The following is a 13,975-nucleotide window of genomic DNA, read 5'->3' as shown; positions in this document are numbered from 1 at the left end:
CCTTATCTTCCTCCGGTACCCAGGCCATTGATGACCCGATCAAGCATTTCATCAATTAGGGTAATATTACGGGCTGCCGCGTTGTACGCATGCTGGAATTTAATCATGTCGGTCATTTCCTCATCAAGGGATACCGAGCTTTCTGACATCCGCTGCTGCTCGAGCGTATCTTTCAGAACACCAGCAACCTGTGTCATGCGATTAGCCTGTGACGCATTGTCGCCAAGCGTTCCAATCATCCCCTGGTAAAAGGCTTGGACATTCGTTAAATTGCCACCATAATCGAGGACGGTATTTTTTACATTGGCCAAGGCAAGGGCGTTTGTCCCGTTTCCAATATTCGCCACCTCATCGACCGTCTTTTGCGCGGCGGCAATATGATCAACATCCGCTAAAATTTCAGCCGCCACCTTGAGGCTGCCAGCCGCTCCCTTGACATCCGAAGGCAAGGAAAAGAAATCCTGTTGAGTATCTTCCCCCTCACGAATTTCAATTGGACTCCAGCCGGATCGATGAACTCGATTAAACTCGGTCGCAAAGGTAAAGGCCATTTGATCTAAATCAGCGAGCATTTGGTTGAAGAGGCCTTCCAGGTCACCGCTACTTGACTTATAGCCGTAGCCTTCCATAAAGCTGCGCAGCTTACCGTTTGTATTAAACTCGGTGACATCTGTTATCTGAAACTCAAGGTCTGTCTTCGCATCTGCTTCAATCTGTGTCAGCCCTTTAAACCCTGACTCCGCATCCAATTCTAAAAATTTAATTGTCGTCACCGGGCTGTCTAATTCTGTTCGATCCTCATATTGGATATGGAAACCAACCGCTTTATGTGACTGTGAATCTATTAATTGAATCGGCTTATTCTCTTTATCTAGTAAAATCTCACCTTGCGGATTGGCTAAATAAACATTCAGCAGTCCTTCTGCATTTGGTGACGAATGGCCACCACTCGACTTCGGCTCAACCTTAATATTCACCAGTGTGGACAGATTATCTAGCAAGCGATCTCGTTCATCATATAAGTCATTGGGCACCAAGCCGTGCGGCTCGACTTCCCCAATCTGCTCGTTCAACTGGTTAATTTGCCGAAGGAGGGAATTGACATTTTGTTCATTTATATTAATCTCATTTCGGTAGTTTTTCTGCACCGCCTGAAGCGAGCCTGATAAATAGTTAAAGGTTTCGGCTACCTCAATTCCCCGCTGTCTTACGACTCGTCTTGCCCCGTTATTTTGCGGCTGGGCAGCTAACTCCTGTAAAGAATTCCAGAATTGGTCAATCACATTGGAAAGCCCTGTTTCGGAAGGCTCATTCATAATCGATTCCATTTGTGACAGCTGCTGTGAACGTGCTTCCCAATAGCCAAGCTTACTTGTTTCCCCGCGAAGCTGCATATCAACAAATGAATCTCTTATTCTTTGAACATCGCCAACCATGACACCGGTTCCTACCTGCCCAGGGATTTGCGGGCGGTTGAGACTAGCAGCAGGATAAGGCTCAGAGGTCTGAAGGTTGACCCGCTGTCTTGTATAGCCTGGTGTATTCGCATTGGCAATATTATGACCCGTTGTCATTAAGGCCGCCTGCTGTGCGGCCATCGCCCTTCTAGCAGTTTCTAAACCGTGAAACGTCGAACGCATTTGTTTATACCTCCGTTATGCATTGGAATCAAAAAGAGAGCGGCCAAGCTGTGTCTGTGGTTGCTGATGATTCGGCCGCTCGTAGTTATAGGAATCATGGTCTGGCTTTAACAAGTCCAGTGACATATTTACAAACGCTAGTGATTGCTCTAAGAGCTGCTGGTTTAAGTCATTTTGCTGTTGAATTTCGGTAACCTGCTCCACTAGTCTTGCCTGTAGGTTTGTAACACGCTCTTTTTCCTGTTGCTTGAAAAATGGCAGGCAATCTCGTAATGATGGTGTTTCTTTTGAAAGAGCATTTTTTAAAAGAAACAGCCTACTGTAGCTCAATAATGCCTTTTGTGTCTCGTTAATGGTTTTAGTAAATTTCCGTTCCTCGTTTGTCATCGTTCTAAGCTCGTCTACATTTCCGGCTTTGATGATGTCGGTCTTCCTTTTAGCCATCGCGAAGAGCTCTTCGTGTAGCGCTAGTAGCTGCTCTAATGATGTGATGATATGGTTTGCTGACAAAGGAGTTCACCAGCCTCTGCTAATTTTTCAGGTCATCCCAGTAGGAATACATTTTGCTCGCAAGCTCACGAGGATTGACTTTATATTCACCGGACTCAATTTTATTTTTTAATTCATCCACCTTTTGCTGTCTTTCCACATCATATTGGTTGGTTATCTGCATTTCTAACGCTTCTTTAGAGATTTCGATTTTATCCTTTTGACCTGCTCCCTGTGCTTGCAGCTTGCCTACTTTATCCATTTGCTTGTTATACGGGTTCACGTTCATCGGTCTGAAGTTATTGATTTTCATCTGATTCACCTCTCTTTATTCATTCCCCATTATTTATATTTATCTGCTATATACGTGTAGATTCTGTATTCTTGTTATATATATCGGCATTTTGCCGCAGCTTTTTAGAGGATACGGAAAAAAAGTACCACTTTTTGAAAAGCAGTACTTTAGGTATACATATTAATCAGCATGCCTTTAATTTCTCCGACTTTTTTCAGGATATCAAGGCTTGAACGCTCCTTATCAAGGACAGTATTCGTTAAATCAATCAGAGCACTGTCGACTTCTTTCACGATTTTATAGATTTTTGTCCGACCGCGGCGGTTAAAGCCCCGCTGCTCCTCGAGCTGCAGCCCATTTTGCACTGCTTCATCCATAAATTCCTTGACTAGCTTTTTATATTTACGAAGATGGTCGACCGTCCGCTTTTCAGCCAGTACCTTTCCTTGGTCCTCGATTTCATGAACAAGCTTGGTTAATTTTTCGTATACAATATTGGTCCGACCCTTGGCCATGACCTCTTGAAATGAAATGCTTTCAGTGGGAATATCCTGCTTGCTCCTGATTTGATCAAGCCCAACCTTCCCAACCTTCTGAACATCCATGTTGTTTCCCGCCTTTTGAGATTTATCGTAAAGGATTACACCCTGTTTCTATCCATTGTGATTGTTATTTTATCATAATTTCAAAAGAAAAGAGAGGAGCTATGCGGCTCTCTCCCTTCTTTATAAATTAACGTTGTAATAGCTGCAGAATTCCTTGTGGTAATTGATTTGCCTGTGAAAGCATCGCTTGAGCTGACTGGTTCAGGATATTGTTCTTCGTGAACTCTGTCATTTCAAGGGCCATGTCGGCATCTCTTATACGTGATTCTGCTGATGTTAGGTTTTCGCTTGTTACTTGTAGGTTGTTAATTGTGTGCTCTAGACGGTTTTGCGTAGCGCCGAGCTTGGAACGTGTTGCAGAGATTTCCGTGATTGCTTGGTCGATGCGGAAGATGGCATCGTTGGCACCATCTTGACTCATCACATTAATTCCGTCAATGCCTAGCTTCACTGTACTTAACTCAGGAACGTCGATGAATACAGCTTGGTCCTTGTTTGCGCCAATTTGGAAGCTTAAGGCTTTGTTCGTTAAATCAAATTGAGAAGCACCTTGACGAGCGCTTGCACCGAATGTCAATTCAAGTCCGCCGTGCTGGATTTTACCGTTAACCGTTGTGATTTCTTTTTGGAATGTAATTGGTGTTGGATCGCCAATTTGATTTCCATCTTCGTCCGTCTTCACTTTAGAAACTGAAACCATTAGTTTATTTTCAATTTGCACCTTCGCTGTACCAGCTTGGGTAATTAATGAAGTATCGATTTTTACTTGCTTTCCATTACTGCTGCCAATCGTCTGCTCCTCGCCGCCTTCACCAATATAAGAGGCTAATTGCCCGATTGAGGAACCAGTCGGATCAAATACTTCAATGGTCGCACTCTTTTTGCCATCACTGTTTAATTGATAATCTGACACTACGATGGTGTATTCGCCAAGCGCTAAATCACTGGCTGTAATGTCGAATTTGCTTGTACCTTCAATTAAGCCCTTATTTAAGTCAACTTCAAAGCCTGAGAGTTGAACCTTACCATTAGTTAATGCTACATCGTTAAAAGCAGAGCCAACTTGTTTATATTGACCATCAGATTTATCTAACTTTTCTAATGAGATATCAGCTGTAGCCGCAATATTTATTTTTGCAGAACCTGCTGAATTAATTGTACCAGCTGCAATTACGATTTGCTGATTATCGGGTCCAATCTTTATTTCACTTGCTGGGTTGGCATTAGTAATTACCACATTATAATCGTCTGGACCTGTTACTGAAATGTCATATGATCCTGGAGTAGCACCGTTTGTCACATTAATTGTATACTCTCCGGCAGTCAGTTCTGATGATTCAGGTTTAAAGACAGACAGCTTATCAGCTGTGATTCCTGTGTTAGCTGGTAATGATGGTGTGTAGGTTTGTGCTAGTGCAACTGCAACAGTTGCATTTCCATCACCCGTAATTGTTCCCGCAGCAATAGTAATTTCTGTTGTTCCCGTTCCGAATGTTAAATCTGTTGTAATGTCTACACCAGTCTTCGTATCAGTAAAAGCACCACCTGCTCCTGTTATTGTTACATCATAACCTCCACCGGCATTAGGAGCTACATCAATTGTATAATCACCTGCAGTTAAAGTTGTAGTATTTGGGTTAGAAATTTGGAACCCGCTAGCATCTGAAATATTCCCAGATGTAGAGCTAGGTGTAAAAGTCTTATTTAATGCAACATCAATCGTAGCAGAACCCTCGCTAGATAACGTTCCACCAGCAATTTTGATTTCCTCCGTACCTGTACCAAATGTTAGTTCATTAGCAAGGGCTACTCCAGTTAGAGATTTATCGTATCCACCAGGACCTGATACTCTTACATCATATTTACTATTATCAGTAGAATTTACTGAGACCTCAACTGTATAGCTGCCTGCCGCTAAGGTTGAAGTATCTGAATTCGAAATAGAGAAGTTCGTAACATTTGCAGGTGTAAAACCAGCGGTTTCATTAATTAGAGTTGGAGTATATGTTTTATCGTCAACTCTAACTTGATAGGATGCGTCTTCCATTTGTAACTGCTTATCAACAATTGTTGGAGCAGATGTAAAGTTTGTTTTTGCTGCTTCGTCTGCTCTGAATATGGCATCTGTTTCAATTTTAATTACATCAGCTCTACTAACTCCAGCACCTGGTTGATTAAGTTTATAGGTTAAAGTAGGCTCGTTCATTACACCAATTTCATAGCGTCCTGTTTCAAGTGATGCATCAATTACTCTAGGAACTTGAGTAATGTTCGTTTTTTCCATTTCCCCTACAATATACTGAGTATCAGCTGCACTTGAGCCATCCAATAATTTACGTGTATTGAATTCTGTTTTTGCTGCAATGCTGTCAATTTCAAGGTTTAATTGGTCAACCTCTAGCTGGATCGCTTGACGGTCAGATGTTGTATTTGTATCATTTGAAGCTTGCACGGCTAATTCGCGCATCCGCTGGAGCATAGAGTGAATTTCTGTCATCGCTCCCTCTGCGGTCTGCATAAGTGAAATTCCGTCCAATGAGTTACGCTCGGCCTGCTTCAATCCTGTGATTTGTGAACGCATTTTTTCAGAAATCGCCAGACCTGCTGCATCATCTGCTGCACGGTTGATACGAAGTCCTGATGATAGTTTTTCGAGGTTCTTTGATGTATTCATTTGGTTTTGATATAGGTTACGATACGCGTTTAACGCTTGAATATTATGATTGATTTTCATGAGTGGTAGCTCCTTTTTAGTTTTCTACTAAAATATTTTTCTCGTAAGCCATTGCTTTCATTCTGTTTTGACCGATCGGTTTTGTCGGCTTCTTTAACGCTTGATTCCAGGCTTGTGTAATATCCTCGAGGATTTTGATCACCTCTTGAATGATGTTAGGGTCTTTATTCAGGTTCGCTTCGATGAGCTTTCCTGCCATGTAGTTGTACATCATGTCCAGCTGATCGGAAATGATGCCTGCATCATAGTTCAGCCCTACGCCCAGGCGTTCTAGAATGTCATTTGCTTTCTGCAGTCTTTGATTCGCGAGGATGTAGTCCTTGCTGTTAATATGTTCAATAGCTTCTTCTAAGCTAGTTAAGCATGATTCATATAATAATGATGTAATTTCCTGTGATGATTTTTGATAAATCATTTCTTTTGTTAAAAAGTCGGACACTGCTGTGCACCTCCGGTTGATTCTATTTATTTTATCGGCAGGTTCTTCAAACTGTTTATATTATTTTTCAATCATTTTTTAATACTTTTTTTCCATTTCTTCGATTAACAGAAGAATCTCTGCCATCACCGAGTAAAGCTGAGGGGGGATATTATCCCCCAGGTCCATGTCGATCAGGTTCGCAACGAGTGATGAGTCTTCCTGCATATGAATATGATTCTTCTGAGCCAATTCAATAATCTGCTGGGCCACCTGTCCTTTACCTGAGGCGACAACCACTGGTGCATTTCCATTTTCTTCGTCATACTTAATCACGGCAGCCTGAGGACCGTTGATGTCTTTCCGCTTTTTTTGATTGTAGTAGCTGCTTACCCTCATATGGTAATATTCAATCCCTTCTCATTGAAGATTTGCCTTGTCACCTTTACTTGTTCCATCTCACCTTCTAATTCCTTCTGAGAGGATTGCTTTGCAACAGGACTCATTCTTGCAAATTGAATACTTGAAACGTTATAGCCAACCTCCTGAAGCTTTTCCTTTGTCATCTCTGCAATCGGCGCCATTCTTTCCTTGAATCCGGGTAAATCATTTTTTATCGTGATGGCTAAATTTCGATCGGTCGAATTTAGAAGAATTCCGACATCCCCTAGTTTCTTTGTTTCTAGTAAAAAGTAGAGGTTACAGTTTTCCCATTCTACCTGCTCGCCTTCGTTTTTCGAATTAATGAACACCTGTAGATTCTCCGGCTTTCCACCTAATAGGAATGGCAGATTGAAAAACATGCTTTGCAGCGTTCCGTTTCCGTCTGATTTACTTAACAGCTGCTGTCCAGTCAGGTTCGATAAAGCCTGCTCCGCCTGCTGAGCAATTTTCGGGTTGGAATCCTGCCCTTCACCTTGAGCAAGCTTCATTAAAGCCTCTTTCAGATTCTGCTGTTGCTGCTGCTCAGAGCCTGATGGATCGTTCCGATGAAAAACTAGTGATTTTGCCAACTCGCTTTCATGGTTTAACCCAAGCGAACGAACCTTATCATACATTTGTCGGGCAGATGCTTCTTGATTCTGTTCACTACCATGGGTGGATTCACTGAATTTGGATAAAAGTTGCTCGGCTGGTGATCGTTTTTCCAGACCAAGAACCTCCTTATCCACAAAGTGAACGATTTTTTGCTCAGAAGGCTTGAAAATGATTTTATCAATCAATGATTTCACGTCATGGACGATTTTACCCGCCTGTGCATGATCACCTTTTGCCAGCAGCTTTTTCGCTTCAGCCAGCTGGGTGCTTGCCTGCAGAAGCTGCTTTTCCGTACGCATATCGGTAAACAGCATCATTTCACTTTTCAAAATGGCTTTATCGAGCTTGCTAATGGTTGCCTCCAGCATTTGCTTTGCCTGCGGATAGGCATTTTTCTTAAAGGTTTGAATCACCCGTTCAACATTATCGAGGTTTCTTGAGATTTCTCGCTTCAATTCACGGAAATCATGGGTAGCCTGTGCCAGCTTCTGCGTTACCTTTGTGATAAGTATATCCTTGCCCTGAACGTTCAGGCCTTGTAATTGTTCATTGATATCGTAAGGGATTGCATCTTGCTGCGGTTTCGTTTCAGGTGCCTTCTTTGGCTCGGTTTGAATTACATCCTGTTCAACTTGAGATAGCTCTTTCGTGATATGCTGCCGTGCTGCGATTTCGCGGCCTTTATCATGAAGCTGCTGTGTATGTTCAAGGGCCTTTTCCACTTTTTCAATCGATTTTATCTCGATAGAAGGATTGCTTGAGATTTCCTGTCTCACCTGCTCAAGGGCCTTTTCTAGATTTGGTTCCTTTTGTAGCTTGGTTAAGGCCTGTTTGATTGATTGGGACGGCAGGACTTGCGGCTCTGTTTTTACTGCAGGAGCCTGTGGTTCCTGATTATTTGGTGTTGCGCTTGTTTGTTGAGCTGCTGTGCTTTGATTCTGCTGCCCAGTTTGAGCAGTTGAGTTAGTGTTAGTTGCTTGTCCCTTGGCTTCAGTAGTTTGCTGTAAAGCAGATTCTACCTGTTGCAGCATTTTTACGAGTCGCTCTCGGCCAGCTTGGTCTAATTGGTCCGCCTGTCCGGCGAGACGTTCGATGTTGCGTGAAATTTCAGGATCTATATTTTTATTTTGCGTTATCAGTTCCTGTACCTTTTGGACAGCCTTCTTCAGATTAGGCTCGGTCTGAATTTGCTCTCTGACATTTTTAATCGATTCTCTTGTCTGTGTGTTTTGCTCCTGCTTCGCAGGTTGTGATTCGGTTGGCTCTGGTTGAGAATCTTGATTGGCTTGGACCGGTTTACTCGCTTCAAGTTTCTGCAACTCTGATTCCGCTTGTGTTAACGCATTTTGCAGATGTCCTCTGCCGATTGTCTCACGGCCAATTTGGGCGAGCTGTTGGGAAAGCTTGACTGCTTGTTCTAGCTTTTGAGCTACTTCACGATTTATTTTTGGATTGTCGATGATTTGTTCTTGAACTTTTTCTACTGCACGCTGCAGATTTGGTTCTGTTTGTAGCTCGGCTTTTACTTGTTTTACTGTTTCGCTTGGACGTGGTTCTATTTCTACTTTTGTTTGAGTTGTTTGCTGCGGTTGTTTCACTTCAATTTGTTGCAGCTCTGCTTCCGCTTTTGTTAAAGCCTGCTGCAACCTTTCTCGGCCTATCTTTTCTCTGCCAACCTGTTGAAGCTGTACTGCTTCTTTGACTGCTTGCTCTACTTTTTGTGTTACTTCCCGGTCAATTTTTGGATTGGAAATGATTTTTTCTTGGACCTTATCTACTGCTCGCAGTAGGTTTGGTTCTGTTTGTAGCTCGGCTTTTACTTGTTTTATTGTTTCGCTTGGTAGAGGTTCTGTGTCTACTTTGGCTTGAACTTGATGTTTTGGTTGAGTTGCTTCTATGTCATTAAGCTCTACTTCTGCTTGAGCTAGTGCTTGTTGAAGTCGTTCTCTACCCGCAGATTCTCTTCCAATCTGTTGAAGCTGGACCGCTTCTTTAGTTGCTTGCTCCACTTTTTGTGCTACTTCTCGATCAATTTTTGGATTGGAGATAATCTTCTCTTGAACCTTTTCTACGGCTCGTTGTAGGTTTGGTTCTGTTTGTATCTCAGCTTTAATTTGTTTTACTGTCCCACTAGCTCGAGGTTCTGTGTCTACTTTGGCTTGAACTTGATGTTTTGGTTGAGTTGCTTCTATGTCATTAAGCTCTACTCCTGCTTGAGCTAGTGCTTGTTGAAGTCGTTCACGACTGGCTGATTCTCTTCCAATCTGTTGAAGCTGCACCGCTTCTTTCACTGCCTGCTCTACTTTTTGTGCTACCTCATGGTTTACTTTTGGATTGGAGATTACTTTCTCCTGAACCTTTTCTGTTGCTCGTTGCAGGTTTGGTTCTGCTTGAATCTCAGCTCTAACTTGTTTTACTGTCTCACTTGCACGATGTTCTATCTCTACTTTTAACTGAGCTGGCTGTTTTGGTTGACTTACTTCGATTTCTTGCAGCTCCACTTCTGCCTTAGCTAGTGCCTGCAGAAGTTTTTCACGACCTGTTGTTTCTCTTCCATACTGCTGAAGCTGCACTGCCTCTTTTACGGCCTTTTCCACTTTTTGCGCTACTTCACGATCAATGTTTGGATTGGAGATAATCTTCTCCTGAACCTTTTCTACTGCACGATGCAGGTTCGGTTCTGTTTGTGTCTCAGCTTTCACTTGTTTTACCGTCTCACTTGGACGAGGTTCGGTTTCTATTTTTGTCTGAGCTGGCTGTTTTGGTTGACTTACTTCAATTTCTTGTAGCTCTACTTCTGCTTTAGCTAGTGCCTGCTGCAGTCGTTCTCGACCGGCTGCATTTCTTCCCATCTGTTGTAGCTGCACTGTCTCTTTTACGGCTTGTTCCACTTTTTGCGCTACTTCACGATTTACTTTTGGGTTAGAGATTATCTTCTCTTGAATCTTTTCTACTACTCGCTGTAGGTTTGGTTCTGTTTGTGTCTCAGCTTTCACTTGTTTTACTGTCTCACTTGGACGAGTTTCTGTTTCTACTTTTGTTTGGGCTGACTGTTTTGGTTGACTTGCTTCAATCTCTTGCAGCTCTACTTCTGCCTTAGCTAGTGCCTGCTGCAGTCGTTCTCGACCGGCTAATCCTCTTCCAATCTGTTGAAGCTGCACTGCCTCTTTTACGGCCTTTTCCACTTTTTGTGCTACTTCTCGATCTATTTTTGGATTCGAGATTATTTTCTCTTGAACCTTTTCTACGGCTCGTTGTAGGTTTGGTTCTTTTTGAGTCTCAGCTCTAACTTGTTTTACTGTCTCACTTGCACGGGGTTCTGTTTCTATTTTTGTTTGAGCTGGCTGTTTTGGTTGACTTGCTTCAATTTCTTTAAGCTCTACTTCTGCCTTAGCTAGTGCTTGTTGAAGTCTTTCACGACCGGCTGATTCTCTTCCATACTGCTGAAGCTGGACCGCTTCTTTCACTGCCTGCTCTACTTTTTGTGCTACTTCTCGATCTACTTTCGGATTAGAAATTACCTTTTCTTGAACCTTTTCAACTGCTCGCTGTAGGTTTGGTTCTGTCTGCACCTCTGCCTTAACTTCTTTCACTGTTTCACTTGGTCGAGGCTCAGTTTCGACTTTTGTTTGAACTGGCTGTTTTGGCTGACTGGCTTCGATTTCTTGCAGCTCTACTTCTGCCTTAGCTAGTGCTTGCTGCAGTCGTTCTCGTCCTGCTGATTCTCTTCCTATCTGTTGTAGCTGGACCGCTTCTTTCACTGCCTGCTCTACTTTTTGCGCTACTTCACGATCTACTTTTGGGTTAGAGATTATCTTCTCTTGAACCTTTTCTACTGCGCGCTGTAGGTTTCGTTCTTTTTGCACCTCAGCTTTGACTTCTTTTACCGTCTCACTTGGACGAGTTTCCGTTTCGATTGCAGCTTGAGTCTGCTGCTTTGGCTGTTTTGCTTCCATTTGTTGAAGTTCCACTTCAGCTCTTGCTAATGCTTGTTGAAGTCTTTCGCGACCGGCTGATTCTCTTCCAATCCGCTGAAGCTGGACCGCTTCTTTCACTGCCTGTTCCACTTTTTGTGCTACTTCGCGATCTACTTTCGGATTAGAAATTACCTTTTCTTGAACCTTTTCAACTGCTCGCTGTAGGTTTGGTTCTGTTTGTGTTTCAGCTTTAACTTGTTTTACTATCTCACTAGCACGTGGTTCTGTTTCTACTTTTGTTTGAGCTGGCAGTTTTGGTTGATTTGTTTCTATTTCTTGCAGCTCTACTTCTGCCCTAGCTAACGCTTGCTGCAGTCTTTCACGTCCCGCTGATTCTCTTCCTATCTGTTGTATCTGGACCGCTTCTTTCACTGCCTGCTCTACTTTTTTTGCTACTTCATGGTTTACTTTTGGATTGGAACTTATTTTCTCTTGTATCTTTTCTACTGCTCGATGCAGGTTCGGTTCTGTTTGAATCTCAACTCTAACTTGTTTTACTGTCTCACTTGCACGAGGCTCTGTTTCTACTTTTGTTTGGGCTGACTGTTTTGGTTGACTTGCTTCAATTTCTTTAAGCTCTACTTCTGCCTTAGCTAGTGCTTGTTGAAGTCTTTCACGTCCTGCTGATTCTCTTCCTATCTGTTGTAGCTGGACCGCTTCTTTCACTGCCTGCTCTACTTTTTGCGCTACTTCACGATCTACTTTTGGATTAGAGATTATCTTCTCTTGAATCTTTTCTACTGCACGATGCAGGTTCCGTTCTTTTTGCACCTCAGCTTTGACTTCTTTTACCGTCTCACTTGGACGAGTTTCGGTTTCGATTGCAGCTTGAGTCTGCTGCTTTGGCTGTTTTGCTTCGATTTGTTGAAGTTCAACTTCAGCTCTTGATAATGCCTGCTGCAGTCTTTCCCGTCCTGCTGATTCACGACCAGCTTGTTGAAGCTGTGTCGCTTCTTTGACTGCTTGCTCCACTTTTCGCGCTACTTCACGATCTATTTTTGGATTCAAGATTACTTTGTCTTGTACCTTTTCTACTGCTCGCTGCAGGTTTGGTTCCGCTTGGAGCTCTGCTTTGACTGCCTTTATGATTTCACTTGTCCGCTGCTCAGGAATACTTGGGGTCTGAGTCGGTTGGGAAGCTGTTTGGACCTGCTGTGCAGCTTTTTTCTCAGCCTGTACAACTGAAGCCTCAACCTCATTTAGCACTGCTTTTAACAGCTCTTTGCCTGTGGTTATGCGGCCCTGCTTTTCTAGTGATGAAGCTCCGGTCAAGGCATGATTGACCTTTTCCTTCATTTCCAACGGCAATCGTTGATCATGAACAAGCTGCTCTTTAACCCTTTCAATCGATTGCTTGAGATTCGGACTGTTGGAAACTTCCTGACTGATTTTTTTTACAAAAGAGGATAATTGAACCTCCTGGCTGTTAGCTTCAATCGGCTTATGGGATGCTGTATTCATTTGACTTGTTGCCTGCTGATTTTTGACAACCTGCGCTTCGGCAGACTTCAGAGCCTCCACTAATCGTTCCTTGCCGATGGATTGGAGCTTGAGGGCTTCCTGTGCAGCTTTATCTATCTTCTGCGCCAGCTCACGGTCAAGCTTCGGGTTTTGGACAATTTCTTCTCGAATTTTAGCAATGGCTTTCTTTAAATCATGCTCCTTATTAACGAGTTCGAGATTCTTCCTGATTGTTTGACTTAATTCAGCAGCCTGTTTGGCTGACTCACTTTGCTTACGATTTGAAGAAGCCACAGCTTCATCTGGACTTTGGGCGGGCTGCTCGTTTATCGCTATATTGTTTTTATTATCAGGCTTCAGGGTTGCTGTGATATTATCCGTTTTAGAAGGTGGAGACTGTGTGCTCGTTTTTGGTGTTGCCTCATTTTGAGCTTTGTTATTAGCATTAGTGTCAGTCTGCTTCACTGTTGTCGTAGTCCTAGGCTCCAGCTTAAATTCCGGATCAATTTCCTTCGCTAAATCGGTCAGCACTTCATTAAGCGGTTTTCCTTTTAACGCTTCATGGACCGCACGAAGCTGTGTACCGGTTGCTTCCAATCTTTTGTTCGCCAGCGCCCGAACTGTATCCATTTTCTGCTCAAGGGTGCCTTTCGCTTTTTCGATAAAGCCTTCTAGCTCCTGAACGGTTTCTTTGGAGACAGCCAGCCCTTTGTCCAAGAGAATTCGAACGGCTTGCTTGACGCCGGCTGCTTCTTTTCCTGTTAACCCTGCCGTAGCAAGAATTTTTTCCTCAGCAGATGGTGATTTGGCATTGTCCGCAACAATCGTTTTGGCCTGTAGCATGCCGTCTGCTTGGCCTTTAATCTGAATCGTCACCGCTTGTCCGGATGAGGGTACTCCCTCTGAAAAACGGGTGCGAACCTCTTTTCCTTTTATATGTAAAATAGCATCGGTATCTGACAGAGTTTCCTTAATGGTTGCTCTGATGACTTCTCCTTGTTTCAGCTCTAATGGAGCCTCCGATAAGGTTTTGTGCTGGCGAATTGTTTGATTGTTGACCTGCATACTCTTCCACTCCCGTACAAATCACTTTCTCTGAATGTTATATCGGCAAAATGTCGCAGGAATTAAATAGTCCATATTGACCAAATCTTGGTAGGGGTATTATTTTAGGTTGGAATGGGGAAATCTATTAGAGAATATTGACTTTTGGGGGAATCGAATTGAATTGCTTTGTTCATTTATTATTTTTCCTTTATGTGCTACCTTATTTAGCTGTTTTCATCTTTTTCGGTAGTCTATCAATCTTATACGCTAC

8 protein-coding genes are annotated in these 13,975 nt (G+C 42.9%); all 8 read right to left on the bottom strand.

Annotated elements, in window-relative coordinates; genetic code table 11:
• Window positions 1-2: 2 nt before the first annotated feature.
• The 8 genes from flgK to BQ5321_RS05145 all read right to left on the bottom strand — a co-directional run bounded on the left by flgK (window position 3) and on the right by BQ5321_RS05145 (window position 13,722).
• Window positions 3-1,640 carry a flagellar hook-associated protein FlgK gene (gene flgK, locus BQ5321_RS05180; protein WP_071393507.1) on the bottom strand — a complete coding sequence of 546 codons (1,638 nt, stop codon included), beginning with the start codon at window positions 1,638-1,640 and terminating at the stop codon, window positions 3-5.
• Between the two features lie 15 nt (window positions 1,641-1,655).
• Entirely contained in the window at window positions 1,656-2,150 is a 495-nt protein-coding gene (locus BQ5321_RS05175) for a flagellar protein FlgN (protein WP_071393506.1), read from the bottom strand.
• Between the two features lie 19 nt (window positions 2,151-2,169).
• Window positions 2,170-2,442 carry a flagellar biosynthesis anti-sigma factor FlgM gene (gene flgM, locus BQ5321_RS05170; protein ID WP_071393505.1) on the bottom strand — a complete coding sequence of 91 codons (273 nt, stop codon included), beginning with the start codon at window positions 2,440-2,442 and terminating at the stop codon, window positions 2,170-2,172.
• Between the two features lie 149 nt (window positions 2,443-2,591).
• Entirely contained in the window at window positions 2,592-3,029 is a 438-nt protein-coding gene (locus BQ5321_RS05165; RefSeq protein WP_071393504.1) for a YaaR family protein, read from the bottom strand.
• 127 nt (window positions 3,030-3,156) lie between these two features.
• A complete protein-coding gene (locus BQ5321_RS23970) occupies window positions 3,157-5,763 on the bottom strand; it encodes a flagellin N-terminal helical domain-containing protein (RefSeq protein WP_234978357.1) in 2,607 nt (868 codons plus the stop codon).
• 16 nt (window positions 5,764-5,779) lie between these two features.
• Window positions 5,780-6,202 carry a flagellar export chaperone FliS gene (gene fliS / locus BQ5321_RS05155; protein ID WP_234978356.1) on the bottom strand — a complete coding sequence of 141 codons (423 nt, stop codon included), beginning with the start codon at window positions 6,200-6,202 and terminating at the stop codon, window positions 5,780-5,782.
• A gap of 78 nt (window positions 6,203-6,280) precedes the next feature.
• A complete protein-coding gene (locus BQ5321_RS05150) occupies window positions 6,281-6,580 on the bottom strand; it encodes an EscU/YscU/HrcU family type III secretion system export apparatus switch protein (protein ID WP_071393503.1) in 300 nt (99 codons plus the stop codon).
• The gene (locus BQ5321_RS05145; protein ID WP_071393502.1) at window positions 6,577-13,722 is read right to left on the bottom strand and encodes a hypothetical protein; all 7,146 of its coding nucleotides are present in this window, start codon (window positions 13,720-13,722) and stop codon (window positions 6,577-6,579) included. Before BQ5321_RS05145 ends, BQ5321_RS05150 begins: the two co-directional genes overlap by 4 nt.
• Window positions 13,723-13,975: the final 253 nt, after the last annotated feature.

The sequence above is a fragment of the Bacillus tuaregi genome (assembly GCF_900104575.1).
GTDB lineage: Bacteria > Bacillota > Bacilli > Bacillales > Cytobacillaceae > Bacillus_BD > Bacillus_BD tuaregi.
The sequence above is the reverse complement of the archived record's forward strand: the minus strand, read 5'-3'. Positions and strand labels throughout refer to the sequence as shown.

Bases quoted from the DNA above. Each gene is read 5' to 3' on its own strand.
- BQ5321_RS05145 (WP_071393502.1), bottom strand. From the start codon at position 13,722: ATGCAGGTCAACAATCAAACAATTCGCCAGCACAAAACCTTATCGGAG.
- BQ5321_RS23970 (WP_234978357.1), bottom strand. From the start codon at position 5,763: ATGAAAATCAATCATAATATTCAAGCGTTAAACGCGTATCGTAACCTA.
- flgK (WP_071393507.1), bottom strand. From the start codon at position 1,640: ATGCGTTCGACGTTTCACGGTTTAGAAACTGCTAGAAGGGCGATGGCC.
- BQ5321_RS05165 (WP_071393504.1), bottom strand. From the start codon at position 3,029: ATGGATGTTCAGAAGGTTGGGAAGGTTGGGCTTGATCAAATCAGGAGC.
- BQ5321_RS05150 (WP_071393503.1), bottom strand. From the start codon at position 6,580: ATGAGGGTAAGCAGCTACTACAATCAAAAAAAGCGGAAAGACATCAAC.
- flgM (WP_071393505.1), bottom strand. From the start codon at position 2,442: ATGAAAATCAATAACTTCAGACCGATGAACGTGAACCCGTATAACAAG.